We start from the raw sequence: 25,003 nt of genomic DNA on the forward strand, positions 1-25,003 counted from the left end.
GCTCTCAGTACTGGTCGGGCCAGGACTTGCTACGCCGCAGCAGACGCGGCCGGTTCTGCTCCCGCCGGCGCGGCGCGGTGCCGTCGGGCTCCCGCTCCTGGGCCGGCAACAACTGCTCCAGGATCACTTCGGACGTCTTGCGCGCGAACGGGTCCCGCAGGATCGACATGTGGTCGCCCGGAACGTGGGTGAGCCGCCAGGTGCCGGTCAGGTACGGCGCCCAGGCGCGGCGTTCCTCCCGTTCCTCGCTCTCGGCCGCGACGATCACGAGCGCTTCGCCGTCATAGGGTTTGCCCTTGTAGAGCATGTGCAGATAGTTGCTCTGCCGCCAGAAACGCCAGTACTGGTCGTCGCCGGGGGTGCCGCGCAGACCCGTGGTGGCCACGCCCAGCGCCGTCTTCAGTTTCTGGATCGGGGTGCCGCCGTCGTTCTGGTGCGAGCGCCGGTCGGGCGGGAACGAGTCGAGCACCACCAGCAGCCCGACCTCCTGCCCGGCGTCACGCAGCTGGTGCGCCACCTCCATCGCGAGCACCCCGCCGAACGAGTGCCCTCCGATGAAATACGGCCCCACCGGCTGGATCTGGCGCAGCGTCTTGATGTGCCGCCGGGCCGAGGCCTCCACGCTCCAGTCCGGGATGCCGCGCGCCTCCAGACCGTAGGCCTGCAAGGCGAACACCGGCTGGTCGTCGGGCAGGTGCCGGACCAGGGGCACCAGCGTGACGCCCAGGCCGCCGCCCCCGGTGAAGAGGAACAGCGGCGGGCGGGAACCGGTGGCGCGCAACGGGATCAGCGTCTGGTTGGAGGCATCCACCCGGCGGGTGACCCGCTCGGCGAACTCGCCCAGGGTGGGCGCCTGCACCAGCACGGTGGTCTGCGCGGCCTCGGTCTGCACCCCCAGCTCGGAGGCCATCCGGCTCATCAGGCTCTCGGCGGCCAGCGAGTCGCCGCCGAGCTCGAAGAAGTCGTCTTCCAGGCTGATCTCGGGCAGCGCCAGCACGCTGCACCACAGCGCCCGCACCACTTCCTGCCACTCGGACAGGTCTTCCTTGGTGCCGCTGCCCGCGGTGACGACGGGCGGCTCGGGCAGCCCGGCCCGGTCCAGCTTGCCCCGGTCGGTGCGCGGCAGCGCCTCGAGGAACACGATGCTCTCCGGCACCATGTGCGAGGGCAGTACCCCGGCCAGCTGCTGACGCACGGACGCCGCACTCGGCCGGTCGGCGTCGGACACGAGGTACGAGACCAGCCGTTTGCCGCTGCCCTCGCCGTCCCGCTCGGCACCGATCGTCAGGGACTCGATCACCCCGTCGAGCGCCGACAGGGCCGCGTCCACCTCGCCCGGCTCGACCAGGTAGCCGCGGATCTTCACGCTGTGGTCGCGGCGGCCGAGCAGGCGCAGCGCGCCGTCCTCGTTCACCGTGCCGACGTCGCTGCTGCGGTAGGTGCGCGCGCCGTCTTCGTGCTGCCGGCTGAACGCCTTCGCGGTGGCCTCGGGATCGCCCAGATAGCCCACGGCGAAGTTGCGGGCGGTCAGCGTGACGGTGCCGGAACCGCCCGGCGGAACCGGGTTCCCGGCCTCGTCGACGATGGTCAGCAGCACGTCGGGGATCGGCTGCCCGACCGGCAGCAGGCCGGTGAGCTCCGGGTGCGTGTGGTCCACGCGGTACTCGGTGAGGATGCCGGTCTCGGACGAGCCGTAGCGGTTGCGCAGCACGCAGGTGCCGGGCAGCAGGGCCCGGGCGGCCTCGATGTCGGGGCCGTAGGCGGCCTCACCGGCGATCGTGACGCTGGTCAGCCGGCCCAGCAGGGCCGGGTCGGGGGCGATGCCCACCAGGTTGCGCAGGATCGCCGGGCTGGCCTGCACGATGGTCACGCCGTTGCGCTCGATCCAGGCCGGCAGGCCGTCGATGCCGCGGGTGCGGATGTCGTACATCGCCATCGTGGTGCCGGCCAGAATGCCCGCGCAGGTGGCCATCAGCCCGGCGTGGAAGCCCATCGGCAGGGTGTGGGCCACCACGTCGTCGGCGCCGTAGCAGCCGGTGGACTGGGAGTTGCCCCAGGCATCGCGCACCAGCATGCGGTGGTCGTTCACCACCACCTTGGGCCGGCCGGTGGAACCGGAGGTGAAGGCGTAGGCCGCGGCGTCGCCGGGGGCCGGGCCGGTGGCCCACAGGTCGTCCAGGTCGGCCTCGCTGCCGGGGTTGCGCCCCGAGGTGTCGAGCAGCACCTGCCCGACCAGCTCGGCCGCCTTCTCGGCGTTCGCCTCGTCGGTCAGGCAGACCCGCACGTCCACACGGTCCACGAACGAGCGCAGGCGCGCCGCGGGGGTGCGCGGGTCGAGCACCAGGATGGGGCGGCCGGAGGTGACCACGCCCCACAGGGCGGCGACAGCGGCGGCGCCGTGCGAGTACAGCAGGGCGACCGGCTGGGCGTCGGGCGATCCGGCCACGGCGATGCGCACCTGACGGCGCACGGCGGCGATGCGGCGGCCCAGGTCGCCGTAGGTCAGTCGCAGCTCGTCGTCGTGCACGGCGAGCGCTTCGGGCTGGGTGGTGATCACGTGCCGTAGCCGAGCAACGCTGCCCGCCTCGACGTCCCGATAGCTCAGCGGGACGACGTGGCGTTGCGTGTGCACGGTCTGCGCGGTCATTCCGGCCCCTTCCTAGGCTCACGTAACGTCAACTTCTGGATTGCCGACGCTGCGACAGAGTTCATCTCCAGTGGCATCCAATATGCCAAGGAGAACGAGGGACGCGCGCCCGATCACGCCAAACTGTGGGCCAGCTGGCAATCGAATTGCCCGGAATACTACCGATATCGCCGCCAATGCGGCCGCACCCTAGTGAGTGATTGCTGAGAGAACTCAGAGATGACACACATCTCTGAGTTCGATTCCATACAGTGATGGCATGACCGACGCCCCCAGCCCCTGGGCCACCCGACGCCGTGCTCCGCTCCGCTCCACGCCGATGGAACTGCACTTATCGGCAATGACTCTGCGTTACAGCTCGTTCTCTGACCGCGTTCTGGCGGCAGCCGCGGCGGGCTTCAGCGGCATCGGTCTGGGAGCCGTCGACTACCTCGACGCGCGCCGCTCGGAGTTCACCGAGGAGCAGCTGGCCGACTACGTCTCCCGGCACGGGCTGCGGGTGGTCGAGCTGGAGTTCCTGGCCGACTGGTGGCGCGAGGCCGACGTGCGCGGCGTGCGTCTGGAAGAAGACCTGCTGTTCTATCTGGCCGATCTGCTGCACGTGCCGCAGATCAACGTCGGCCTGTTCGCCGAGGTGCCGTTCGACGTGCAGCGCCAGCAGTTCCGGCGGCTGTGCACCCGGGCCGCCGACCACGGCGTCCGCATCGCCCTGGAGTTCATGCCCTACAGCACCCTGCCCCGGCTGTCCGCGGCCCGGGAGCTGATCGCCGCGGCGGGCTGCGACAACGCCGGGCTGATGCTCGACGCCTGGCACTGGCACCGCTCCGGAGGAACCCTCGACGACCTGCGCACGCTGGCGCCGTCCGAGGTGTTCGCCGTCCAGTTGTGTGACGCCACCGCCACCCCGCACGCCGATCTGCGGCACGAGGGCAGGCACGGCCGGCTCCTGCCCGGTGAGGGCGTCGTCGACATCGCCGGCTTCCTGGCCACCCTCGGCGAGATCGGCGTCGACCTGCCGCTCGCGGTCGAGGTGCTGTCCGACGAGCTGGACGCCCGGCACCCGGTGGAGGCCGCCAGAGCGGCCGCCCAGTCGGTCATCTCGCTCACCGGCGACCGGGCGGCCGTGGCCTGAAAAATGATGGACGACGAGGAGCCCGCTACTCGTCCTCGTCGATCCAGGCCCGCACCTGTTCCTCGCTGGTGCGCGGCGCGTCGATGAAGTGCGGCACGAATCTGGCCTGGGTGTCGGTGATCAGGCGGCCGGCGTCGGTCTCCCGGATGCCGAGCCCGGCCGCGTGCCCACCGACGACCCAGGTGCCCAGCACCGGCAGGTTGTCGCCGATCCGCGGAATCTCCTGGTACTGCTGGTAGATCGCGGCCTGGCCGGCGGTGTGCCGGTCCTCGGTGCCGGCCACCACCTGGCCGTCGCGCACCACCCGCACCCCGGCGCCCTCCCAGCCGTGCACCGGTTTGACTACGTACTCGCGTCCCAGCTTCTCCGGGGACCAGTACGCGGGCAGCAGATTCGGGTGCCCCTCGTACAGCTCCCACATCGTGGCCAGCAGCGCCTTCGACCCGGTGAGCACCTTGTGCACCGGCTCCAGCCAGGTCACGTCGCTCGCCAGGGCGGTGCAGCCGAAGTCCTCGGCCAGCATCCAGTCCCACGGGTACATCGCGAAACACGTCGTCACCGGCTCGTTCTCGAGACCGACGAACCGGTTCGAACCATGGACGACGCCCAGCTGGTCGATCGGCAGCGTGATCGGGCGGCCTCCCGCCTCGCGCACCGTGTCCGCGACGTACGCGATCGTGTTCCAGTCCTCCAGCGGCTCCGTCACCCCGGCCACCAGATGCACGAACTCGTTGTCGTTCAGGTGCTTCTGCCAGGTGCGAACCAGCCGCTCGTGCAGCATGTTCCACTGGTCGCGGTCGGGCTGCACGGCCTCCAGCCAGGACCACTGGGTCACCGCCGTCTCGACCAGGGCCGCGGGCGTGTCGGCGTTGTACTCCAGCATCTTCGGCGGCCCGTAGCCGTCCCAGAGCAGGTCGAAACGGCCGTACAGCGACCAGTTCTCCTCGGTGGATCGGCGCAGGTGCGGCCAGGCGTACTCCGGGATGCCCAGCCGGCGCAGGGCCTCGGTGTCGTGGCAGAGCACCCGGGTGGCGTGCATGGCCATCGCGTGCAGCTCGTCGGTGACCCGCTCCAGCTCGTCGGCCTGGCCCTCGGTGATCCGGTAGGCCGCGCCCTCGAACCAGTACGGCTGGTCGTCGTCGCCGTCGTTGCGCTCGCGGGCGTAGGCCAGCCCTTCCTCCTCGACCACGCGGTAGGCGTCCGGGCGTGGGGTCTGCGGAAGGCGCATCATCCGCCCACGCTCCCGCTGCTGCTGCGGCTGGTCTTGCCGAAGCCGCCGCGCTCCACGGCCTGCTTGGTGCTCTGCCTGGTCACCGTGCCGCTGCTGGTGCCGGCGCCGCCGAGGGTGGCCGAGTGCCCCTCCGGCAGCGTGGTCACCGAGCCCGGGTAGTCCGAGACCCTGCCGCCCACCGGCGGATACGTCTTGCCGACCGGCCACATCCGGTAGCCGTAGTAGCCGTGCGAGCCGCTGCTGCCACCCCTGCTGCCGCTGCTACTGCTGCCGGAACTGTCGCAGTCGTCGTGCGAGGACAGATAACTGCCCGGGGTGCTGCCGCTGCCGTAGGTGCTGGACGAACCGTAGGTGCTGTACGGGCCGGCCGTGTCGTCACAGGAGTCGTCGTCCAGGCTGCTGCTGCCGGCGCTGCCACTGCACTTGCTGTCGGCGACCCGGGTCTGCGTGCTCTGGTTCACGCACACGCCCTGGTAGTCCGGATCGGGATCCTTGCCACATCCGGTGAGAACGGCCGCCGCGAACAGGGCCGTGCCGCCCGCCACCACCATGGTGCTGCGCCTTCGAGTCTTCACCCGTACCGATCGTCCAATCTGCCACTCGTTGGTGTCAGACCGACAGACGTGGGGGCGACGGGGGACTGTTGCACGAGTCCGTGTGCGGTGAGTCACGATCATCAGGATTCGCCGGACCGGCCGGTGCGCAACCCGTGCTGCCGGTAACCTTGCACTCCGGCGCCTGATGGGTGCCGATCGCCCACAGTGCCGTGGCGCGGGGCAGTAGCTCAATAGGTTAGAGCAGCGGACTCATAATCCGTCGGTCGCGGGTTCGAACCCCGCCTGCCCCACCGTAGAACCGAGCCGTTCCCGGGGGATCCGGGTCCCTGCTCCAGAAATGACACCACCGTCGCGCCCGAGCCGGTGTGAAAAAGCAGGACCATCGCCCCCGGGACAGCTCCGGAACCCGTCCACCCCGCGCTGCGTCCAAGCCGGTGCACGGCCACGAGAGGGGTTTCCATGCGACGAGAGATCTGGGCAGGCGCCACCACGGCCCTGCTGCCCGTGCTGTTGCTCGCCGGATGCGGCGAGGACCCGGGCCGCGCGCAGACGAGCAGCACCGCCCCGGCGTCCTCGACCCGTGAGCCGGCCGAGGACCCACGCCAGGCCATCGCCGGCACCTGGTACCCGGCCTCCATCGTCGGCTACACCGTCTCGCCGCTCGACGAGCCCAGTTACCGCAAGGCGTTTCTGGAGTTCGACGACGGCGACTGGAAGGCCAGCGACGGCTGCAACGGGATGCGGGGCACCTACGAGCTGGGGGCCGACGGGGACTTCGAGATGAAGACGGCGGCGTCCACCGAGATCGGCTGCGCCAACGTGCCGCACTACGACGTCCTCGACCGGACGACGACGGTGCGGGTCACCGGCGACGAGCTGGTGTTCAGCGCGGCGGGGGAGCAGATCGCCCGCTACTCCCGCACGGCGACGGTGCCGGCTTCGCCGGCCGGGACACCGGTCGGCAAGCGCACCGAGCCGGAAGTGCCTCCCCGACCCTGAGAGCGGGGGTGGCGAGAACCGGGCCGGTGAAAGTGCTCACCGGCCCGGCGGCATTACGTCAGAGGGACCTGAACCGGCAGCGGTCCGCCCAGCGCGATGTAGGCGAGCGGTATGGCGATGCAGGTCAGGCCGGTGGTGACGACCTCCTCGGCCGGGCCACCGGTGTCCAGTTTGAAGCCGATGCGTTTCTTGTTGCCGGCCAGGGTGGCGATGCCGAACGGGATGCCGCCCCAGAAGAAGTCGACGAACAGATGTGAACCCCAGGCCGCGGCGGCCGCGGCGACGAACCAGTCCAGGTCCTGGCCGGCCACCCGGCCCAGGAGGAACAGCACGGCGGCGACCAGCTCCGGCATGTGGGTCGGCCCGCGGTGCCCGCCGGGGATGATCTTCGCCATGTAGCCGCCCTGGTCGGCGTCCGGTGACCAGTCGTCCGCGCACATGCTGGAGGCGACGATGGCGCCCGCTAATACGTGTTGCCAGGTCAGAGGGGTGTCCACGACTAGTCGTTCGAAGGTGCAGACGCCGAGCCAGGTGGCCTGGGCGGCGGCTTGGTGGCCGAGCCTGTTCATGTGGTGCGGAATCTCCGTTTCATAGGGATCCCCACATCTGGATCATGTGGGGTCGCCAGTGCATCAGATGGTCATCTGCCCCCTTCCAGCGGGTGCCACCAAGTGGTGCAAACGTGACGCCGTGGGTCGGCGGTGGTGGCGACTTAGCCTCGATTTGATCTTCTCCCGAGCAACCCGGAAACGTCGGTGACCGACCTGGATGCTGTGGACCGGCAGCCGGCCGGTCACGTCGCCGGTCCGCCCCCTGTCGGTGGCCGGTGGCTGAAGAGAACCAGGAAAGGTGCCATGTCCAGCGTCTTCTCAGTACGCTCCGGAGCCCGAACGGGCTGGTGGCGAGGCCGCACCCGGCTGGCGGGGCTGCTGGCCGCGGCCCTGGTGACCGCTGCCGCCGTGCCCGTCGGCCTGCACATGCGGTCGGCCAGCGCGGCCGAGTACCCCGGCCCGGGAGCGGTCTCGGGCAACATCACCGTGCACGACCCGTCGATGGTCAAGGGCCCGGACGGCACCTACCTGCTGGCAGCCACCGCTCCCGGCATCGCGCTGCGCACGTCGACCGACCGCACCAAGTTCACCTACAGCGGCCTGGCGTTCCCCAACGGTGCGTCCTGGACCGACGAGTACACCGGCACCTCGAACGGCAACCTGTGGGCGCCGGACCTGTCGTACCAGGGCGGCAAATACCTGCTTTACTACGCGGCCTCGTCGTTCGGCAAGAACAAGTCGGCGATCTTCCTGGCCACCAGCACCACCGGCAAGCCCGGCAGCTTCACCAACCAGGGCAAGGTCTACTCGACCACCACCAGCAGCGACCACAACGCGATCGACCCGAACCTGATCATCGACCGCAGTGGCAAGTGGTGGCTATCGCTCGGCTCGTTCTGGACCGGCATCAAGATGATCCAGCTGGATCCGTCCACCGGTAAGCAGCTTTCGAGCAACAAGACGGTCTACAGCATCGCCTCCCGCGCCTCGGGCAGCACCGCCATCGAGGGCCCGGCGATCATCTACCACGCCGGCTACTACTTCCTGTTCACCTCGTGGGACGCCTGCTGCCAGGGCACGAGCAGCACCTACAAGATCAAGGTCGGCCGGTCCAAGACCATCACCGGCCCCTACAAGGACCGGGCCGGCACTCTGCTCACGGCGGGTGGCGGGACCCAGATCCTGGGCACGCACGGCACCATCGTCGGCCCGGGCGGTCAGTCGCTGATCCAGGACGGTGACGGCGACGTGCTCGTGTACCACTACTACGACGGCGCCGACAACGGCACCGCCAAGCTCGGCATCAACCGCCTCACCTGGGACTCCTCGGTCTGGCCGGTCGTCTCCTGAGCTGGGCCGAATCGCGTTGACGGCGAAGAGCTCCCGGCGGTGGCCGCCCCACCGCCGGGAGCTCTTCGCCGTCAGCAGACACCAGCTGCTTGTCCCGGCCACACGCATCCGGAACCCTGGTGGCCCAGCCTTTTTCCAGGGGGCAATTGATGACGGCGAACAGCACCGCCCGTGACGACCTGGCGCAGGCCTATGCCGCGGGCCCGGCCGAGACCGGGCAGGTGTTCGCCCGCCTGCTGGCCGACCGGGTGGAGGTGCGCCACGAACCGCCCGAGCCGGCCGACGGCTTCCATCCCGGCCCCCTCGTGGCCCGGGCCCTGGCCCAGCGGCAGGCGCTGTTCGCCGGCCTGATGCCGGACTATGCCGAGACCGCCCGGCTGACCCAGCAGAACGACCTGATCACGGTCGAGCTGACGATCGGCGGCACTCTCGCCGACGGCACCCACATCGAGGTGCCCGGCGTCGACGTGCTCACCGTGGCCGGGGGCCGGATCACCCGCATGGTCAGCCGGTTCGACGCCGAGAGCATGCGACCGCTGCTGGCCGCGCTCGGCCTCTGAAACCCGGAAGCGGCCGAAAGCCTCAGGAGACGTCGAACTTTCGCTGCTCGCCGGCCACCTTGAGAAGGAACGAGGCCGGGTCCTCGGTCTCCGGCACCACGAACTTCAGCTTCACCGTCTTCGTCTTGCCGGGGGCCACCGTCACCGTGTCGGTGGTGGTGCTGTCGTACGAGCGGGCCAGACCGGTACGCAGCGTCTGCTCGCCGCCGGGCACGTCCACGGCGACCGTGGACCGGTTCTCCACCCGCACCGCCACCGTGACCGTCTTGCGCTCCGTCTCACCGTCCGGCTTCGCCCCGGAGATCTTCGGCCCGTCCGGCACCGACGCCACCAGCGTGACGTCCTGCGAGGCCGCCCCCACGGTCAGCGCGCCCTCGATCGTCGCCTCGTCGCCCGGCGACACGGCGGGCATCAGGAACGGCGGCAGTGAGCCGAAGTGCAGCATGATCGCCGCGGCGAAGATCAGCCCGGCCGCCACCAGGGCGGAGAGCATGGCCGCCGGGCCGCCGCGAGAGTCCGCCCGCTCCGGGGTGCGGCGCTTGCGGTCGTCGTCCGTCATCTACGTCCTCCACACGTCCGGAACGAACACTTTGTTCCGTGCGCGGCCCGGCTGGCAAGCCGGAGGGCCGTCCGCGAACCGGATGCGCGAAAGGTGTCAGGTGACGGGAAGTGCCTGTTGACGACGGAGAGATGATGAGAGCACGGGGACGTACGCAGGTTTCCGCGGGTTCCACCGGTGCGGTGGTGATTCGGAACGGGGGGAGTCGTGTCCGGTGTCGATGATGTCGTACTGAATCTGCTCGCGGCGCTGATCGGCGCAGGGTTCGTCGCGGGCTGGCGCTGGCTCCGCGTGCAGTTCAGATACCGCTCGGCCCGTCGCTTCTGGCGGCCCCTGCTCCAGCACCCGACCCACGTGGTGATCGCCGAATTCCTCAGCGACGATGCCCGGGACTTCGAGATGGCGGGGCTGACGGGGCTGGGTGAACTGCACTCGATGGTCGAGCTGCTGGACGGCCTGGCCCGGGCCGATCTGCCCACCAGCAGCAGGGTTTCCACGTGACGAGAACGATCAGAACGTGATCCGGGATCATCGTGCCAACACCGTGCACAAGCCCTCCCGCACGAAGCAGCTCGTCTCCGGCGGCAACATCGACGTGATCCACGACTACGGGATCGTGGTGCGGGCGCGTAATCTCTACAACCCGGCGAGCCATGTGCTCCTGATCGCCGGTGCCTACGGTTACGGCACCATCGCGGGCGTACAGATCTGCATGGAGAAGGCGGATGAGCTCTACCGGTTCATGCAGGCGAACGGTGGGGAGTTCGAATGCCTGATCAGTTTCTCGATGACCGGTAGCCCTCCGGGGCTGAGTCAGATCGAGATGATCAGGCCGCTGAGGCAGCGACCCAGGACGGTGATCGAGGTACCGGTCGACGATCTCAGTGCCGGGTGAGAAAAGGCCGGTCTTTCGTCGTCCACCGGTCCGCGTACGGTGAAAATGTCAGGGTGACCGTGCGAGGAGCCACCCCGGACGACCTGCCCGCCCTGACCGTGACCCTCGCGGAGGCGTTCGCCGATGATCCGGTGTGGAGCTGGATGGTGCCGGAGCGGGGGCGGCACGAGCGGCTGCGCCGGATCTTCGGGGCCCTGCTCGCGCACGCCCTGCCGCGCGGGCAGGTGACGACCACGCCGGACTGCCGGGCCGTGGCCATGTGGTCGGCCCCCGGGCAGTGGAAACTGCCGCCGGCCTCGATGGTGCGGGCGGCCCCGCCCATGGTGCGTGGGGCGGGCGTCCGGCTGCCCCGTCTGCTACGGCGTCTGGACGAGATCGAGAAGACCCACGACCGGCAGCCACCGCGGCACTGGTACCTGGAATTCATCGGCACCGCCGCCGGCGCCCGCGGGCAGGGCCACGGTGCCGCCCTGCTCGCGGAGGCGTTCGCCCGCTTCGACGGCGTGCCGGTGTACCTGGAGTCGTCCAACCCCCGCAACCTGCCGTTCTACCGGCGTCACGGGTTCGAGGTCACCGGCGCCGTGCCGGTGACCTCGGGCCCGCCGCAGTGGATGCTATGGCGCCGTTAGGGTTTCACCATCCCCAGAACCGCCGGTGCACGTCGATCGCCCAGGCCTCCACGGTGGCCACGTCGGCCTCCTCGGGCAGGGGCGTGTGGCCGGAGTCCAGGTCCCGCACCACCTCGGCGGCGACCGCGTCGATCTGGTCCAGCACCCCGGCCAGGTCACCGGCCCGGCCCGACTTCACCTCCAGCACCCGCTGCCGCTCCTCCTCCGGCATCGGCAGGGTCAGCCGGGCGTGCTGCACGATCTCCCGGCCCTGCATCGCCAGCCGCAGGGCGTGCGAGGCGTACTTCACGTCGTACCCGTACCTCTCCACCAGCTCCGGCCGGTTCGGCAGCTTGCGTCCACCGTTGACCAGCGCCTCCCGCTGGGCCTGCATGAAGCCCAGGAACCGCCGCGCCGCCGCCCGCGACAGGAAAGCGTCACGCAGGGAACGCAGTTCGCGGCCGACGTCGTCGCAGAACAGCACGTCCCGCTCGGGCGCGAACAGCGGCAGCAGGGCGGTGGGATTGCCCTTCACCGCCAGGCTCAGGTACTTGCGCAACGAGTACATGATCAGGTCGGTGTCGCCGGGCCCGGAGCGCGCGCCCTCGGGCTGCGACCGGGCCACGTAGCTGTCGCGGGTCGGGCGCAGGCCGATCAGCCAGGCGGCCGGCTCGATGAACACGCCCATCTCGTCGTGGTCGTCGGTGCCCGGGATCGCGATGCCGTGCACCCCGGACCCGACCGTGGTGCGCAGGATCTGGCCGGCCCGCGCGGCCTCACGGTCGCCGTACTCCAGCACCGGATTCGTCAGCAGTTCCATGACGACGGTCTCCATCTCTCCTGCCCAGGTTTTGGGCAGTCGGCCATCGTGCAACATTCGTCACCCCGAGCGCACCTGCTTATCCGCGACGGGGACGAGTTAGGCTTACCTAAAGATGTCAAGGACCGAAGGTCACAACAGAACGGTGCGGTGGCGCGGCAGATGAGCCGAGTGATCACGAACGAGGCGGAACTGCGCGAGATCGTCGAGCCGCCCCATCCGGACATCGAGAGCAAGGCGGTCGGCCGGATCGACCCCGCCTCCCGCCGGTTCATCGAGCTCAGCCCGTTCTTCCTGCTGGCCACCACGGCGCAGGACGGCACCTGCGACGTGTCGCCCCGCGGCGACCCGGCCGGCAACGTGCTGGTGCTCGACGAGAAGACGATCGCCTTCGGCGACCGCAAGGGCAACCGCCGCCTCGACAGCCTGCGCAACATCCTGTCGTCGCCGCGCGTGGGCATGCTCTTCGTCGTGCCCGGCATCAGCGACACGATCCGGGTCAACGGTATGGCCCGCATCGTGGCCGACGCCCCCTACCTCGACCGGATGTCGGTGCGCGGCAGCGTGCCCCACCTGAGCATCGAGGTGAGCGTGGAAGAGCTGTTCAGCCATTGCAGCAAGGCTTTCGTGCGCTCCAGGATGTGGGACGTCGCCAGCTGGCCCGAGCGCCGCGACGTGCCCACCGGCGGCCAGATCGCCAAGAGCCAGCGCGAACTCGCGGTCGAGGCCGAACTGATCGACGACATGCTCGCCCTGGACGCGGAGCACGGGCTGTACTGAGGCCAGGTCTACCGGCCCAGGCTCTCGTCGAGGAACGCCCGGATGCCGTCGAACGTCGGCTGCGGGGAGGTGGTGCGGGTGATCTCGCCGCCGGTCGTGCGGTGCACCACCACGGGGGACGAGCCGGTGCCGCTCAGGTAGGCGTCGGTGTGCCCGGCGCCCTCGACCAGGGTGAAGGTGGCGGGGGCGCCGGCCTCGGCGTAGGCGGCGAACAGGATCTGGGACTGGTTGTACGGCACCAGAGGGTCTTTCGTGCCGTGCGAGATCCAGATCGGCGGGGCCTGGGCGGTGACGTGGGCGGCCGGGTCGGCCCGGCGGGTGGCCCGCGGGTCGGACTGGATCGCGAAACCCATCAGCCGGGACTCGGGGGACGACGCCGGGTCGTGCCGCTGCCCGCCCTCCAGCCGGTGGGCGTCCATCCGGAGGAAGTCGGTGGGGCCGAACAGGTCGACCACCGCCTGTACCGCGCCGGACTGCCCGGCGTTGCCGAGATCGCCCTCCAGATCCGGGATTCCGGCGGTGACGCCGGCCATCACCGCGCCCCAGCCGCCGCTGCTGGTGCCCATGGTGGCGAAACGGCCGGTGTCGAGCCGGTACTCGGCGGCGTGCGCGCGCAGGTAGCGAATGGCGGCCTTGGTGTCGTGCACCTGGGCCGGGAACCGGGCCTGGCTGCTGGCCCGCACGTTCAGCCCGACCACGGCGTAGCCGTGCGGGGCCCACAGCGTGGCCAGGTCGGCGGCTCCGGTGGTGCCGCTCAGCTCGGTGGTGGTGTCTTTGGTGTCGTCGCTCGAGAATGCCGATCCGGCCTGGAAGACCACCACCGGGAAGGGGCCTTCGGCGCCGGCCGGCAGATACAGGTCGAGCAGGTGTCCCCGGCCCACGGTCGCGGCGTAGGCCAGGTCGGCGTGGCGGGTCCAGCCGGGGCCCGTGGTGGTGGCCGGTCGCGGGCCGGCCGAACCATCGGCGGAACGTGTGGACGACGAGGAGCCCCGGGATCCCGTGGCGCAGGCCGCCAGCGCACCCGTCACCAGGGCGCCCAGGACCCCCAGCCCGGCCCGGCGGCTGACCCCGGTGCCGTGCAGCAGGCGGGCGGTCCGGGCACCGGCCAGGGCACCGGCCGAGGCGCTGAAGGAGGCGCTGAAAGACATCTCCACAGGCTACGTTCGATGCCCGGAGGATGCGGTAACGACCCGGCTCAGGAAGCTCTCAGACATCTCAGACGACTCTCAGCGTCCGCCCGGCGCCGGGACGGCCGGTTCTCCTCGTCGTCCTCAAGCAGACCCGCCGCCGCACCGATGACACGGACGGTGACCTGCCCGCGTCGGGAGGCGGCGAGGGCAGGAGGGGGGCGGGCGACATGCAGGCGACAGGCCTGGACGGGCCACCGGGCGACCCGGCGACGTACGCCTCCCCGGCCCACGGAAGGGGCTGGGGTCAGGCCGGTCACCAGGCCCCGCTGCGCACCGGGAGCGGAACATGACCCCCTGGAGCCTGATCACCGTGCTGGTCATGCTGTTCACGGCGGCGGTGATCGCCCGGCTGCTGTGGCAGCTGGTGGCCGTCACCCGGGCGCACGACGCGGCCGTGGCCCGTCAGCTGGTGGTCACCGCCGCGGCCGCGCGCCTGACCGGGGTCACCGACGTCGGGCGGATCCGGGAGCTGGGCCGGCAGGCGCTGGCCGAACTGTCCCGCCGGACACCGGGTCTGCGGGTGGTGCAGCTGGAGCGCGAGGGCGCCGAGCTGATCGTGTCGCTGCGCACCGGCGCGTTCGAGCGGCCGCCGGCCATCCTGCGCACGGCCGATCTGGGTGTGCCGGAGGGCAGACTGCCGGCCGGCCCGCTGCGCCGTCCGGGGCCGCTGCCCGCGCTGGACGCCGGCGTGGGCCGCCGCTGCTCGTGGCTGGTCCAGGCGTTCCCCGCGGCCGGACCCGAGGTGCTGCTCGCCGTCGGGCGCCCGGGGCCGCCCGACCCGGCTCTCGACGCGGCCGTGCAGGCGGTGATCACCCAGTCCGCGCTGGCCCTCCGGGCCGCCGGGACGGCGCCCGGGGCCTCGGGCCGGGAACAGATCGACCAGCTCACCGGCCTGGTCGGCCGGGAGGGATTCATCGAGGCGCTGGGCGCTCTGGTGAACAGCTCGAGCACCGGCCGGGCCGCCGTGCTGTTCCTCGGGCTCGACGACTTCAAGCGGGTGAACGAGGTGTTCGGGCAGAAGGCGGGCGACGAGCTGCTGCGCGAGGTGGGCCTGCTGCTGCGCGGTCTGGTGCGGGCCGACGACGTGGCCGCCCGCATCGGCGGCGACGAGTTCGCCGTGGTGCTGCGCGATTCCAACGAGGCGGTGGCCGCGCAGGTGGCCGAGCGGATCGGGATGGGGATCGCGGTGATCGACGTGACCTCTCCGATCCGGGTCGGCGCCAGCATCGGCATCGCGATGGCCCGGCCCGGCATGCGGCTCGACGACCTGCTCGCCCAGGCCGGTTTCGCGATGGACGACGCGAAGGCCGGCGGCCGGGGTCAGGTGCGGGCGTTCCGTGGCGGGGAGACGGGCGGGGAGACCGGCTGAAACCGGTTGCCGTTCAGGCCCAGTGCGGCGGCGGTGGCGGCGTCGGCCGGGTAGAACGCCTCGATCGCCAGCTCGGACACGGTGATCTCGGCCGGGGTGCCGAACACCGTGGTGGTGCTGAGCAGTGACAGCTCGGTGCCGCCGAGCCGCAGGCGGAGCGGGACCAGCACCTCCGGAACCGGGTCGGCCGCCTCCTGCGGTCCGGGCAGCTCGCGCAGCTCGGTCAGCAGGTCGGCCAGCACCGGGTCGCCGCCGGCCCGCACCTGAGCCTCCAGCCGGTGCAGCAGATGAGCCCGCCAGTCGCCGAGATTCGTGATGCGCGGGGCGATCCCGCGCGGGTGCAGGCTCAGGCGCAGCACGTTCACCGGCGGTTCCAGCAGCTCCGGCGCGCAGCCCTCGGTCAGTACCGTGATCGCCGAGGTGGCCGCGATCATCTCCCAGTGCCGGTCCACGGCCACCGCGGGCAGCGGCTCGTGCGCCGCCAGGATCGCCGTGAGGGCCGAGTTCACCGCCGCCAGAGGCGGATCCAGTAGGCGGTGCTCCGGGTAGGCGGGGGCGAAACCGGCTGCCAGCAGGATCTCGTTGCGGCGGCGCAGCGGCACCCCGAGGTGCTCGCACAGGCGCAGGATCAGCCGGCTGGACGGCTTCGACCGCCCCGTCTCCACATAGCTCAGGTGACGCGTGGACACCTCGCCCAGGCCGGACAGCTCCAGCTGGGTCAGGTGCCGCCGTTCCCGCCACCAGCGGAGCATCGCGCCGGCGTCACGGGCCGGTGGGGCCGTCGTCATTCCGGTCACGGTAGTGCGGGTGCGGGTGCCGGGTCGAGGTGCTGATCCTGGCCGTGGGCGGGACGCTGTTCGCGACCCGGTTCTCACCGGTGACGTGACGGTTGAATGACGGTGGGTGCCGAGTGTGCTCTCTGCCCCGCTTTCCACCAGGATAGGCGCGTGAAGTTGGCTCCCCTCTCGCTCAGGATCCGCAAGCTGGCCAGTACCCGGCTCGGGCTGAAAAGCCTCCGCCCAGGTCAGCTCGACGCCGTGAAGGCATTGGCCAAGGGCAAGGACGTGCTCGTGGTGATGCCCACGGGTGCCGGCAAGTCCGCCGTGTACCAGCTCGCCGGGCTGCTGCTCGACGGCCCGACCGTGGTCGTGTCACCGCTGATCGCGCTCCAGCGTGACCAGCTGGCCGGGCTGGCCCGGCACGGCGAGGACGCCGGGCTGGGCGCGGTGGCGGTGAACTCGGCGCAGAGCCAGGGCCGCACCGACGAGGCCTGGGAGACGCTCACGGCCGGTGACGCCGAGTTCGTCTTCCTCGCCCCCGAGCAGCTGGCCAACCAGAAGGTGCTGGAAAGGCTTGCCGAGCTGAAGGTCTCGCTGCTGGCCGTGGACGAGGCGCACTGTGTGTCCGCCTGGGGCCACGACTTCCGGCCGCACTACCTGCGCATCGGCGACGTGGTGGAGGCTCTGGGCCGGCCCCGGGTGCTGGCGCTCACCGCCACCGCCGCCCCGCCGGTGCGGGCCGAGATCGTCGAGCGGCTGCGGATGAACGACCCGGTGCGGATCGTGACCGGCTTCGACCGGCCCAACCTCGACCTCGAGGTGCGGCGCTTCGTGGATGCCCGGCACAAGGAGAAGGCCGTGGTCGAGCGGGTCGTCGAGCTGGAGGGCTCGGGCCTGGTCTACTCGGCCACCCGCCGCTCCACCGAGGAGTACGCCGAGCAGCTGCGCGAGAAGGGCCGCAAGGCCCGCGCCTACCACGCCGGGCTGAAGGCGGCCGAGCGCGACGAGGTGCACGCCGGCTTCCTGAGCGGCGAGATCGACGTGGTGGTGGCCACTTCCGCGTTCGGCATGGGCATCAACAAGGCCGACGTGCGGTTCGTGGTGCACGCCGACGTGCCCGACTCGATCGACTCGTACTACCAGGAGATCGGCCGTGCCGGGCGGGACGGCGCCCCCGCGCTGGCCTGCCTCTACTACCGCCCCGAAGACCTCTCGCTGCGCAACTTCTTCGCCTCCGGCGGCCCGGACGAGGAGGTGCTGTCGCAGGTGGCCGGAGCGGTGCTGGAACACACCCGGGAAGACGGCTCGGTGCCCGCGGGCGAGCTGCGCAAGGAGCTCGACCTCTCGCACACCAAGCTCACCAGCGCCGTCAACCTGCTGGAGCAGGCCGGTGCGTTGCGCGTGGAGGAAGACGCCCACCTGGCCTACACCGACGTGTCGGTGCCCGCCGCCGCGGCCGTGGTGGCGGCCGGGGAGGTCGACGCGGAGCACACCAGGATGGACCGCTCGCGGGTCGAGATGATGCGCGGTTACGCCGAGACCACCGGCTGCCGGCGGGAATTCCTGCTCGGCTACTTCGGTGAGGAGCTCGAGGCCGGTGACGCCGGCTGCGGCAACTGCGACACCTGCCGCTCCGGTTCGGCGGCCGAGCAGGACGAGGTGGAGGAGTCGGTGCCGCCGGAGGTGGCGGCGCTGGTGTTCGACATCAACGAGCGGGTCGTGCACCGGGAGTGGGGTCCCGGTGTGGTGATGCGCGACGAGGCCGACCGGATCACCGTGCTGTTCGAGCAGGTCGGCTACCGCACACTGGCCCTGGCCGCCCTGGCCGCTGACGACGAGCTGCTGGTGCGCGAGGAACAGTAGCTAGGCGAAGAGCGGAAAACGGCTCGCGTCGTCTCCCAGTTCCGTGGTCTCGACGGTGGTGAGCGGCCGGCGGCCGGTTCCGGTCAGGGCGTAGGTGACGTCGTCCCAGCCCACCGGCTCCGGGCGGCCGAGCAGACCGTCCAGACAATGGTGGACGACGGCCAGACCGCTCGCGGGCGGCCCCGGCCGGCCGAGCCCGGAGGCCAGGTCGAGGTGGTGCACGGTGGCCTCGACGACCAGCGTGCCCAGCAGGTCGTCGGTGGTCAGCGTGTGCCCCTGGGTGCTGATCAGCTCGTCCGGTGCGGTGCGCCCGGCCAGCACGCACACCGCCGCGGTGGTCTCGGCGTAGGTCCTGGTCAGGACCTCCCAGGGGTGGGCCACCGCGAGCGCCCGGACCACCCGGATCTGCCGGTCACGGCGCCGCACCGACTCCGGGGTGCTCGCGGCGGGGGCGAAGTCGGCCCAGTAGCTCACGGCGTCGCGGTCGGCCGGGCCCGCCGCCGGGGTGCCGAGCGCGACCAGCGCCCGCTCCGCGTCGCCGAGCAGGTGCACCAGCAGGTCGCGCACGCTCCAGCCGGGCAGAGGGGTGGCGTGCCAGCCGTCGGCCTCGGGCAGCGAGGAGACCAGATCGGCCAGGGCGGTGTAGACGTCGGTCAGTGCGGTGACGACGGGGCGCTCTTCCGGCATCGCCCCAGTCTGCCTCGTACGGAGGGTTGTCCACAGGCGGAAAAACGATTCGCGGGGAGCCGATAGAGTCGTTGGTATGGGAAGCCCGAAATCCGCCGTCGACGGTCTCGAAGCCCGCTGGGGCGAGACCTGGGAGCGCGAAGGCACGTACCGGTTCGACCGTACGCGTGAGCGCTCTGAGATCTACTCCATCGACACGCCTCCGCCGACCGTAAGCGGCTCCCTCCACGTCGGGCACGTCTTCAGCTACACGCAGACCGACGCCATCGCCCGCTACCAGCGCATGTGCGGCCGCGAGGTCTTCTACCCGATGGGGTGGGACGACAACGGCCTGCCCACCGAGCGCCGGGTGGAGAACTTCTACGGCGTCCGGTGCGACCCGTCGGTCCCCTACGAGGAGAACTTCGCCCCGCCGGCCAAGGTCGCCTCCAAGCGGCAGGACTTCGTCGCGGTCAGCCGCCGCAACTTCGTCGAGCTGTGCGAGCAGCTCACGGCCACCGACGAGAAGGTCTTCGAGCAGCTGTGGCGCACGCTGGGGCTGTCGGTCGACTGGTCGCTGACCTACTCCACGGTCTCGCAGCGCTCGCAGAAGATCAGCCAGCGCGCGTTCCTGCGCAACTTCGAGCGGGGTGAGGCGTACTCCTCCGAGGCGCCCAGTCTGTGGGACACCACCTTCCAGACCGCGGTCGCGCAGGCCGAGCTGGAAGACCGGGAGCGTCCGGGGGCCTACCACGACCTGCGGTTCCACCGTGCGGGCGGCGAGGGCGTCACCATCTCCACCACCCGGCCCGAACTGCTGGCGGCCTGCGTCGCACTGGTCGCCCACCCCGACGACGAGCGCTATCAGCCGCTGTTCGGCACCACGGTCACCACGCCGGTGTTCGGCGTCGAGGTCCCGGTCGTCGCGCATCGCCTGGCCCAGATCGACAAGGGCACGGGCATCGCGATGATCTGTACCTTCGGCGACCTGACCGACGTCATCTGGTGGCGTGAGCTGGAGCTGCCGACCCGCCCGATCGTCACCAAGACCGGCCGCATCACCTCGGAGACCCCGGCCTGGCTCACCACCGACGCGGGCCGTGAGGCCTTCGCCCAGATCGCCGGCAAGTCGATGTTCGGGGCGCAGCAGTCCACGGTCGAGATGCTGCGCGAGGCAGGCGATCTGCTGGCCGACCCGAAGCCGATCACCCACCCGGTCAAGTTCTTCGAGAAGGGCGACCGCCCGCTCGAGATCGTCACCAGCCGGCAGTGGTACATCCGCAACGGCGGGCGCTCCGCGGAGATCCGCGACGGCCTGCTGGAGCGCGGCAAGAAGCTGCACTGGACGCCGGAGCACATGCGGCACCGGTACGAGAACTGGGTCGAAGGGCTGAACGGCGACTGGCTGGTCTCCCGTCAGCGGTTCTTCGGTGTGCCGATCCCGCTGTGGTACCCGCTCGACGCCGACGGTGAGCCGCAGTACGACAAGCCGATCGTCCCCGCCGACGGGCTGCTGCCGATCGACCCGCAGTCGCACGTCCCCGACGGTTTCACCGCCGAACAGCGCGACCAGCCGGGCGGTTTCACCGGCGACCCGGACGTCATGGACACCTGGGCCACGTCGTCGCTGACGCCGCAGATCGCCACCGGGTGGAGCGAGGACGACGACCTGTTCTCCCGCACCTTCCCGATGGACCTGCGCCCGCAGGGTCACGACATCATCCGCACCTGGCTGTTCTCCACCGTGGTCCGCAGCCACTACGAGCACGACTCGCTGCCGTGGAGCCACACCAACCTGTCCGGGTGGATCCTCGACCCCGACCGCAAGAAGATGTCCAAGTCCAAGGGCAACGTCGTCGTTCCGACCGACCTGCTGGAGCAGCACGGCGCCGACGCGGTGCGGTACTGGTCCACCAGTGCGCGGCTGGGCGTCGACACCGCGTTCGACCCGGGCCAGATGAAGATCGGCCGGCGGCTGGCGCTGAAGGTGCTCAACGCCTCGAAGTTCGCGCTGGGCTTCGGTTCCGGCAGCACCGAGGGCGCCATCACCGAGCCGGTCGACGAGGCCGTGCTGAGCCGTCTGATCACGGTCGTCGAAGAGGCCACCGCGGCCTTCGAGGCGTACGACTACTCGCGGGCCCTGCGACTCACCGAAGACTTCTTCTGGCAGTTCTGCGACGACTACCTGGAGCTGGTGAAAGACCGCGCCTACGGTGAGGGCGCCGGGGCGCTGTCGGCCCAGACCGCCCTGCGCACGGCGGTTTCCACGGTGCTGCGGCTGCTCGCGCCGTTCCTGCCCTACGTCACCGAAGAGGCCTGGTCCATGGCGACCTCCGAAACCGGGCAGCGGCTGCCCGGTTTCCCCGCCGGGTCGGTGCACCGGGCGGCCTGGCCCACCAGCGTGGAGATCCGCGACCTGCTGAAGGCCTCGGACGAGCCCGCCGCGGGCGAGGTCTCGGTGCTCGTAGTCGCGGCCGACGTGCTGCGCCGCATCCGCAAGGCCAAGTCCGACGCGAAGAAGTCGGTGCGCTCCGAGGTGGAGAAGGTCGTCGTCTCCGACACCACGGCCCGCATCACCGCCGTCCAGGCCGTCATCGGCGACCTGAAGGCGGCCGGTGTGGTGGCCGAGCTGACCACCGTCGCGGTCGACGAGGCCGACGCCGGGGTCGAGGTCACGCTGCGCGAGGTCGAGCCCAGCGCCTGACGTCACGCTCCTCGCGGCCCGGTTCCCCGTCAGGGGTGCCGGGCCGCGGTGTTTCTCCACCCGCTTCTCCACCCCTGGGTCCAGGTGGAAAACCGCCGGCCGGAGCAACCTTGAGCACATGACAACGACCGAGTGGATCACCGACCTCGCCCTTCTCCTCATCGTCTTCCGCCAGCTGCGCGAGAGCCGGCTCGACGCGATGAGTTTCCTTCTCCCGCTGGGCATCATCGGCTTCGTCGCCCACCGGTACCTGACCACGGTGCCGACCGACGGCAACGACCTGGCGCTGGTCGGCACGCTGGTGGCGGTCGGGGCGGCGCTCGGCGTCGGCGGTGGGCTCTGCACCCGGGTCCGCGCGGTGGGGGAGCACGTGCTGGTCAAGGCGGGCGCCGTCGCGGCCGTGCTGTGGGTGCTGGGCATGGGGGCGCGGATGACCTTCCAGCTGTGGAGCGAGCACGGCGGCGCCGGCACCATCGCCCGGTTCAGCGTCACTCACGACATCACCAGTGCCCAGGCCTGGGTGGCGGCGTTCGTGCTGATGGCGCTGACCGAGGTAGTCACCCGGCTGGCCACGATCTTCGTGCGGGCCCGGCTGGTGCGGCAGGCCCCGGCCGCTGCGCGGGCCTACGCGACGACGGCCTGAGCCCGTGGGCTATGGTCGGGCCGTGCCGGTGCCCGCGATCGATTCACCGGCCGGACCCTCCTGGCTGCCGGGTCAGCCCGGTCAGCCGGTGCAGTGGCTGGTCAGCGCGGTCGTCATGCTCGCGGCCCTGATCACCGTCCGTCCGGTCGGCACCTCCGGCTGGGGACTCGCGGTGGCGCTCCTGCTACCGGTCAACTGTCTCTTCCTGGCCTCGCGCCACCTGCCCGGATCAATGCTGCCCGACCGGGTCGCGGTGATCTGGCTCGGCGCCGGGGTGCTCGCGGCGGCCGCCCTGATGACCGCCAGCCAGGAGGGCTCGGCCTACCTGTTCGTCTACTTCCTGGCCGGGCACGCCGGTATGCGGCTGCCGGCCCGCCCGGCCCTGGCTCTCGCCGCCCTGGCCTCCGGGCTGAGCACGCTGGTGCTGCTGACCGGGCTCGGCCCGGGCAACCACGAGGTGCCCTGGCCGGTGGGCCTCACCTTCGGGCTGCCGGTGCTGCTCGGCATGATGAACCGTCTCCAGCGCCAGGCGATGGCCTCCACCCTCGACGCGGCCCGTTCCGCCGAGCGGGCCGCCCACGCCGAGGCCCGGTCCACGGTGCTGACCGAGCGCGCCCGGATCGCCCGCGACGTGCACGACGTGCTCGCGCACTCGCTGGCCGGGGTGAACATGCAGCTGGAGCTGGCCGACGCGCTGCTGGAGGCCGGCGACCTGGACCGGGCCCGCGAGGTGACCGGCACGGCGCACGGCCTGGTGCGGGAGAGCCTGCGGCAGGCCCAGTGGACCGTGCACACCCTGCGCGAGGACGCCCTGCCCCTGGTCGGCTCGCTGCGGGCGATGGTCGAGTCGTCCGGGCACCGGCAGGGTCTGGAGGTGACCGGCGACGAGCGTGACCTGCCCGCGCCGGTGAGCCAGAACCTGCTGCGGATCGCCCAGGAGGCGCTGACCAACGCCACCCGCTACGCCCCGGGCGCCTCGGTGCGGGTGACCCTGGACTACCGGGCTGGTGAGGTGGCGCTGAGCATCGTCAACGGACCACCCCCGCGTCCGCCGGCCGCGGTGCCGGGCGGGAGCGGAATGGGACTGATCGGCATGCGTGAGAGGGTGGCGCTGCTGAAGGGCGGCATCACCGCAGGACCGATCACCGAAGGAGCGGACGTGGGTGGCTGGCAGGTCTCGGCGGTGGTGCCGGCATGAGCGACGAGACGGGGTCGGTCACGGGTTCCGGCGCTGGGCAGAGCCTTCCCCAGGCCACGGATCAGGCCACGGATCAGGCCACGGATCAGGCCACGGATCAGGCCACGGATCAGGCCACGGATCAGGGCACGCGTCAGGCCACAGGTCAGGCCACAGGTCAGGGTGAGGCTCCGATCCGGGTGGTGGTGGCCGACGATCAGGCCGCGGTGCGGGAACCCCTGGCCGCGGTGCTCGACCTGCTCGGCGACATCGACGTGGTGGCTGCCGTGGCCGACGGCTTCGGAGTGCTCGACGTGGTGGCCGACGGCCCGGTCGACGTGGTGCTGATGGACCTGAGAATGCCCGGCCTGGACGGTATCGAGGCCACCCGGCGTCTCGGTGAGGAGCATCCGGACGTGGCCGTGGTGGTGCTCACCACGTTCGCCGACGACGACTCGATCCTGGCCGCCCTCGGGGCCGGGGCCCGTGGCTACCTGACCAAGAACGCCGGGCGTCAGGACATCGCCCGGGCCATCCGGGCGGCGGCCGCCGGTCAGGCGGTGCTCGACCGCGAGGTGCAGGAACGGCTGCTCGCCGGCGTCCGGGCCACTACGCAGCCCCAGACCCAGGCACCACGAGACCAGCAATCCGGCCGGCCGAACCAGCCCGGCCGGCCGAACCAGCCCGGCCGGCCGAACCAGCCCGACCGGCCGTCAGACCGTCAGCCCTCCGTCCCGGAACTGCCCGCCGACCTGACACGCCGTGAGCGCGAGGTGCTTGCCCTGATCGGGGAAGGCCTTCCGAATCGCGGTATCGCTGAGAAGCTTTTTATCAGTGAGGCCACTGTGAAAACGCACATCAATAATCTCTTCGCGAAAGCCGGAATCACCGACCGGGCGGACGCGGTGCGTCGGGCGATTGCGTCCGGTCTGGCCTGAAAACCGCTTCAGCTGAATTTGTTTACCGCCGATCGACGAAGCTAACTCGGGAATTCGGGGTAGTTCGCCGGGACTCGGTATGGGTATTCCTGGAGGCTGTTAATTTTCCCCCGTCCTGTTCAATTCAGAATTTGGGGGGAAAGTGATCCGGGGAAAGAGAATGGCCGGGCTGCTCGGGGCGTCGGTGCTGACCGCACTGGTCGGGGGACAGTTCGCGCTGTCGCAGGCGTCGGCCGCACCCACCTGCAACGGCAAGGCCGCCACCAAGGTGACCGCCAGCCACGGCACCTTCGTCGGCACGGCCGGCGACGACGTGATCATCGGCACCGAGGGCGCGGACCGTATCCGTGGGCTCGGTGGCAACGACACCGTCTGCGGGCTGGGTGGTGACGACGACATCGCCGGCGGCGACGGCAACGACTGGGTCTCCGGCGGCCTCGGCAGCGACAGCGTCTCCGGGGGCCTCGGCGACGACGTCATCGACGCCGGGGACGGCTACAACTCGGTGACCGGGGGCGACGGCAACGACGTCCTCACCGGTGGGGCCGACCAGGACGTGCTGAACGGGGGCGCGGGCAACGACGTGCTCGCCTCGGCCGGCGGTGACGACTGGCTCATCGCCAGCCTGGGCAACGACTCGGTGTACGCCGGGTCCGGCGACGACGACGTGTCCGGCGGCGACGGCACCGACTGGATCTACGGCGAGGACGGCGACGACTCGGTGCGCGGCGGGACCGGCGGGGACTACGTCTCGGCCGGCGCCGGGAACGACGAGGTCTACGGCGGCGTGGGGAACGACTACCTCTACGGCGAGGACGGTGACGACAAGGTGTACGGCGAGAAGGGGGACGACACCCTGTCCGGCGGCGACGGCACCAACATCGTCGAGGGCGGCTCGGGCTGGGACACGGTCGACGGCGTCCCGGACGCCCACGGCGTGGGCGCGGCGAGCTAGGGCGAACGGCCCGGGTGACCCGCGCCGGGT

At 71.0% G+C, this 25,003-nt stretch carries 24 protein-coding genes and 1 tRNA gene; 16 read left to right on the forward strand and 9 right to left on the reverse strand.

Annotated features, from left to right (window positions below; all coding sequences use genetic code 11):
• Nucleotides 1-4: 4 nt before the first annotated feature.
• Nucleotides 5-2,647 carry an AMP-binding protein gene (locus KIH74_RS18165; RefSeq protein ID WP_214157162.1) on the reverse strand — a complete coding sequence of 881 codons (2,643 nt, stop codon included), beginning with the start codon at nucleotides 2,645-2,647 and terminating at the stop codon, nucleotides 5-7.
• Between the two features lie 340 nt (nucleotides 2,648-2,987).
• Between KIH74_RS18165 and KIH74_RS18170 the strand changes: the two genes are divergently transcribed.
• Nucleotides 2,988-3,779: a sugar phosphate isomerase/epimerase family protein gene (locus KIH74_RS18170; protein WP_214157163.1), complete on the forward strand. Its 792-nt coding sequence runs from the start codon at nucleotides 2,988-2,990 to the stop codon at nucleotides 3,777-3,779.
• A gap of 25 nt (nucleotides 3,780-3,804) precedes the next feature.
• Here KIH74_RS18170 and KIH74_RS18175 read toward each other — a convergent pair whose 3' ends face one another.
• Both KIH74_RS18175 and KIH74_RS18180 read right to left on the reverse strand, forming a co-directional pair.
• On the reverse strand, nucleotides 3,805-5,010 hold the full coding sequence (locus tag KIH74_RS18175; RefSeq protein WP_214157164.1) for a glutathionylspermidine synthase family protein: 1,206 nt from the start codon (nucleotides 5,008-5,010) through the stop codon (nucleotides 3,805-3,807).
• On the reverse strand, nucleotides 5,007-5,585 hold the full coding sequence (locus KIH74_RS18180; RefSeq protein ID WP_214157165.1) for a hypothetical protein: 579 nt from the start codon (nucleotides 5,583-5,585) through the stop codon (nucleotides 5,007-5,009). Before KIH74_RS18180 ends, KIH74_RS18175 begins: the two co-directional genes overlap by 4 nt.
• Before the next feature lie 198 nt (nucleotides 5,586-5,783).
• Here KIH74_RS18180 and KIH74_RS18185 point away from each other — a divergent pair.
• Nucleotides 5,784-5,857: transfer RNA gene (locus tag KIH74_RS18185), tRNA-Ile, on the forward strand.
• 169 nt (nucleotides 5,858-6,026) lie between these two features.
• The gene (locus KIH74_RS18190; RefSeq protein WP_214157166.1) at nucleotides 6,027-6,566 is read left to right on the forward strand and encodes an META domain-containing protein; all 540 of its coding nucleotides are present in this window, start codon (nucleotides 6,027-6,029) and stop codon (nucleotides 6,564-6,566) included.
• A 53-nt stretch (nucleotides 6,567-6,619) separates the two neighbouring features.
• Here the strand turns inward: KIH74_RS18190 and KIH74_RS18195 are convergent, their stop codons facing one another.
• Nucleotides 6,620-7,135 (reverse strand): hypothetical protein, encoded by a 516-nt coding sequence (locus tag KIH74_RS18195; RefSeq protein ID WP_214157167.1) that lies wholly within the window; start codon nucleotides 7,133-7,135, stop codon nucleotides 6,620-6,622.
• A 285-nt stretch (nucleotides 7,136-7,420) separates the two neighbouring features.
• Between KIH74_RS18195 and KIH74_RS18200 the strand changes: the two genes are divergently transcribed.
• A complete protein-coding gene (locus KIH74_RS18200) occupies nucleotides 7,421-8,467 on the forward strand; it encodes an arabinan endo-1,5-alpha-L-arabinosidase (protein ID WP_214157168.1) in 1,047 nt (348 codons plus the stop codon).
• Between the two features lie 149 nt (nucleotides 8,468-8,616).
• Nucleotides 8,617-9,027: a nuclear transport factor 2 family protein gene (locus tag KIH74_RS18205; RefSeq protein ID WP_214157169.1), complete on the forward strand. Its 411-nt coding sequence runs from the start codon at nucleotides 8,617-8,619 to the stop codon at nucleotides 9,025-9,027.
• Nucleotides 9,028-9,049: 22 nt separating this feature from the next.
• Here the strand turns inward: KIH74_RS18205 and KIH74_RS18210 are convergent, their stop codons facing one another.
• Nucleotides 9,050-9,586, reverse strand: a complete 537-nt coding sequence (locus KIH74_RS18210) for a hypothetical protein (protein WP_214157170.1) — start codon at nucleotides 9,584-9,586, stop codon at nucleotides 9,050-9,052.
• Nucleotides 9,587-9,793: 207 nt separating this feature from the next.
• Between KIH74_RS18210 and KIH74_RS18215 the strand changes: the two genes are divergently transcribed.
• The 3 genes from KIH74_RS18215 to KIH74_RS38735 are packed head-to-tail and all read left to right on the forward strand — an operon-like array spanning nucleotide 9,794 to nucleotide 11,110.
• Nucleotides 9,794-10,087 carry a hypothetical protein gene (locus KIH74_RS18215; protein ID WP_214157171.1) on the forward strand — a complete coding sequence of 98 codons (294 nt, stop codon included), beginning with the start codon at nucleotides 9,794-9,796 and terminating at the stop codon, nucleotides 10,085-10,087.
• 16 nt (nucleotides 10,088-10,103) lie between these two features.
• On the forward strand, nucleotides 10,104-10,481 hold the full coding sequence (locus KIH74_RS18220; RefSeq protein ID WP_214157172.1) for a hypothetical protein: 378 nt from the start codon (nucleotides 10,104-10,106) through the stop codon (nucleotides 10,479-10,481).
• Between the two features lie 53 nt (nucleotides 10,482-10,534).
• Nucleotides 10,535-11,110 carry a GNAT family N-acetyltransferase gene (locus KIH74_RS38735; RefSeq protein ID WP_214157173.1) on the forward strand — a complete coding sequence of 192 codons (576 nt, stop codon included), beginning with the start codon at nucleotides 10,535-10,537 and terminating at the stop codon, nucleotides 11,108-11,110.
• 4 nt (nucleotides 11,111-11,114) lie between these two features.
• Here the strand turns inward: KIH74_RS38735 and KIH74_RS18230 are convergent, their stop codons facing one another.
• On the reverse strand, nucleotides 11,115-11,924 hold the full coding sequence (locus KIH74_RS18230) for a nucleotidyltransferase domain-containing protein (protein ID WP_214157174.1): 810 nt from the start codon (nucleotides 11,922-11,924) through the stop codon (nucleotides 11,115-11,117).
• A 147-nt stretch (nucleotides 11,925-12,071) separates the two neighbouring features.
• On the opposite strand from KIH74_RS18230, the gene KIH74_RS18235 reads away from it, so the two are divergent.
• Nucleotides 12,072-12,689 carry an MSMEG_1061 family FMN-dependent PPOX-type flavoprotein gene (locus tag KIH74_RS18235; protein WP_214157175.1) on the forward strand — a complete coding sequence of 206 codons (618 nt, stop codon included), beginning with the start codon at nucleotides 12,072-12,074 and terminating at the stop codon, nucleotides 12,687-12,689.
• A gap of 8 nt (nucleotides 12,690-12,697) precedes the next feature.
• On the opposite strand, the gene KIH74_RS18240 is transcribed toward KIH74_RS18235, so the two are convergent.
• A complete protein-coding gene (locus KIH74_RS18240; RefSeq protein WP_214157176.1) occupies nucleotides 12,698-13,837 on the reverse strand; it encodes an alpha/beta hydrolase fold domain-containing protein in 1,140 nt (379 codons plus the stop codon).
• 328 nt (nucleotides 13,838-14,165) lie between these two features.
• Here KIH74_RS18240 and KIH74_RS18245 point away from each other — a divergent pair, with 328 nt between their 5' ends.
• Entirely contained in the window at nucleotides 14,166-15,248 is a 1,083-nt protein-coding gene (locus KIH74_RS18245) for a GGDEF domain-containing protein (protein WP_214157177.1), read from the forward strand.
• Here KIH74_RS18245 and KIH74_RS18250 read toward each other — a convergent pair.
• Nucleotides 15,200-16,036 carry a helix-turn-helix domain-containing protein gene (locus KIH74_RS18250; protein ID WP_214157178.1) on the reverse strand — a complete coding sequence of 279 codons (837 nt, stop codon included), beginning with the start codon at nucleotides 16,034-16,036 and terminating at the stop codon, nucleotides 15,200-15,202. The genes KIH74_RS18245 and KIH74_RS18250 overlap by 49 nt on opposite strands.
• A 105-nt stretch (nucleotides 16,037-16,141) precedes the next feature.
• On the opposite strand from KIH74_RS18250, the gene KIH74_RS18255 reads away from it, so the two are divergent.
• Nucleotides 16,142-17,890 (forward strand): RecQ family ATP-dependent DNA helicase, encoded by a 1,749-nt coding sequence (locus KIH74_RS18255; RefSeq protein ID WP_214157179.1) that lies wholly within the window; start codon nucleotides 16,142-16,144, stop codon nucleotides 17,888-17,890.
• On the opposite strand, the gene KIH74_RS18260 is transcribed toward KIH74_RS18255, so the two are convergent.
• Nucleotides 17,891-18,577, reverse strand: coding sequence for a maleylpyruvate isomerase family mycothiol-dependent enzyme (locus tag KIH74_RS18260; protein WP_214157180.1), 687 nt, complete (start codon nucleotides 18,575-18,577; stop codon nucleotides 17,891-17,893). It abuts the gene before it with no gap.
• Between the two features lie 76 nt (nucleotides 18,578-18,653).
• Here KIH74_RS18260 and valS point away from each other — a divergent pair, with 76 nt between their 5' ends.
• The 5 genes from valS (at nucleotide 18,654) to KIH74_RS18285 (ending at nucleotide 24,973) form a co-directional block, all read left to right on the forward strand.
• Nucleotides 18,654-21,260, forward strand: coding sequence for a valine--tRNA ligase (gene valS / locus KIH74_RS18265; protein WP_214157181.1), 2,607 nt, complete (start codon nucleotides 18,654-18,656; stop codon nucleotides 21,258-21,260).
• A 118-nt stretch (nucleotides 21,261-21,378) separates the two neighbouring features.
• A complete protein-coding gene (locus KIH74_RS18270; protein WP_214157182.1) occupies nucleotides 21,379-21,903 on the forward strand; it encodes a hypothetical protein in 525 nt (174 codons plus the stop codon).
• Between the two features lie 88 nt (nucleotides 21,904-21,991).
• The gene (locus KIH74_RS38740) at nucleotides 21,992-23,101 is read left to right on the forward strand and encodes a sensor histidine kinase (RefSeq protein ID WP_372492093.1); all 1,110 of its coding nucleotides are present in this window, start codon (nucleotides 21,992-21,994) and stop codon (nucleotides 23,099-23,101) included.
• 179 nt (nucleotides 23,102-23,280) lie between these two features.
• Complete coding sequence (locus tag KIH74_RS18280) at nucleotides 23,281-24,018, forward strand: response regulator (protein ID WP_372492094.1); 738 nt, start codon at nucleotides 23,281-23,283, stop codon at nucleotides 24,016-24,018.
• A gap of 160 nt (nucleotides 24,019-24,178) precedes the next feature.
• Nucleotides 24,179-24,973 (forward strand): calcium-binding protein, encoded by a 795-nt coding sequence (locus KIH74_RS18285; protein WP_214157185.1) that lies wholly within the window; start codon nucleotides 24,179-24,181, stop codon nucleotides 24,971-24,973.
• Nucleotides 24,974-25,003 lie beyond the last annotated feature (30 nt).

Source organism: Kineosporia corallincola, from assembly GCF_018499875.1.
In the GTDB taxonomy this organism is placed as follows: Bacteria; Actinomycetota; Actinomycetes; order Actinomycetales; family Kineosporiaceae; genus Kineosporia; species Kineosporia corallincola.

Bases quoted from the DNA above. Each gene is read 5' to 3' on its own strand.
- KIH74_RS18205 (WP_214157169.1), top strand. From the start codon at position 8,617: ATGACGGCGAACAGCACCGCCCGTGACGACCTGGCGCAGGCCTATGCC.
- KIH74_RS18255 (WP_214157179.1), top strand. From the start codon at position 16,142: ATGACGGTGGGTGCCGAGTGTGCTCTCTGCCCCGCTTTCCACCAGGAT.
- KIH74_RS18245 (WP_214157177.1), top strand. From the start codon at position 14,166: ATGACCCCCTGGAGCCTGATCACCGTGCTGGTCATGCTGTTCACGGCG.
- KIH74_RS18235 (WP_214157175.1), top strand. From the start codon at position 12,072: ATGAGCCGAGTGATCACGAACGAGGCGGAACTGCGCGAGATCGTCGAG.
- KIH74_RS18260 (WP_214157180.1), bottom strand. From the start codon at position 18,577: ATGCCGGAAGAGCGCCCCGTCGTCACCGCACTGACCGACGTCTACACC.
- KIH74_RS18190 (WP_214157166.1), top strand. From the start codon at position 6,027: ATGCGACGAGAGATCTGGGCAGGCGCCACCACGGCCCTGCTGCCCGTG.
- KIH74_RS18200 (WP_214157168.1), top strand. From the start codon at position 7,421: ATGTCCAGCGTCTTCTCAGTACGCTCCGGAGCCCGAACGGGCTGGTGG.
- valS (WP_214157181.1), top strand. From the start codon at position 18,654: ATGGGAAGCCCGAAATCCGCCGTCGACGGTCTCGAAGCCCGCTGGGGC.
- KIH74_RS18195 (WP_214157167.1), bottom strand. From the start codon at position 7,135: ATGAACAGGCTCGGCCACCAAGCCGCCGCCCAGGCCACCTGGCTCGGC.
- KIH74_RS18230 (WP_214157174.1), bottom strand. From the start codon at position 11,924: ATGGAGACCGTCGTCATGGAACTGCTGACGAATCCGGTGCTGGAGTAC.
- KIH74_RS18170 (WP_214157163.1), top strand. From the start codon at position 2,988: ATGACTCTGCGTTACAGCTCGTTCTCTGACCGCGTTCTGGCGGCAGCC.
- KIH74_RS18270 (WP_214157182.1), top strand. From the start codon at position 21,379: ATGACAACGACCGAGTGGATCACCGACCTCGCCCTTCTCCTCATCGTC.
- KIH74_RS18240 (WP_214157176.1), bottom strand. From the start codon at position 13,837: ATGTCTTTCAGCGCCTCCTTCAGCGCCTCGGCCGGTGCCCTGGCCGGT.
- KIH74_RS18210 (WP_214157170.1), bottom strand. From the start codon at position 9,586: ATGACGGACGACGACCGCAAGCGCCGCACCCCGGAGCGGGCGGACTCT.
- KIH74_RS18175 (WP_214157164.1), bottom strand. From the start codon at position 5,010: ATGATGCGCCTTCCGCAGACCCCACGCCCGGACGCCTACCGCGTGGTC.
- KIH74_RS18285 (WP_214157185.1), top strand. From the start codon at position 24,179: ATGGCCGGGCTGCTCGGGGCGTCGGTGCTGACCGCACTGGTCGGGGGA.
- KIH74_RS18250 (WP_214157178.1), bottom strand. From the start codon at position 16,036: ATGACGACGGCCCCACCGGCCCGTGACGCCGGCGCGATGCTCCGCTGG.
- KIH74_RS18165 (WP_214157162.1), bottom strand. From the start codon at position 2,647: ATGACCGCGCAGACCGTGCACACGCAACGCCACGTCGTCCCGCTGAGC.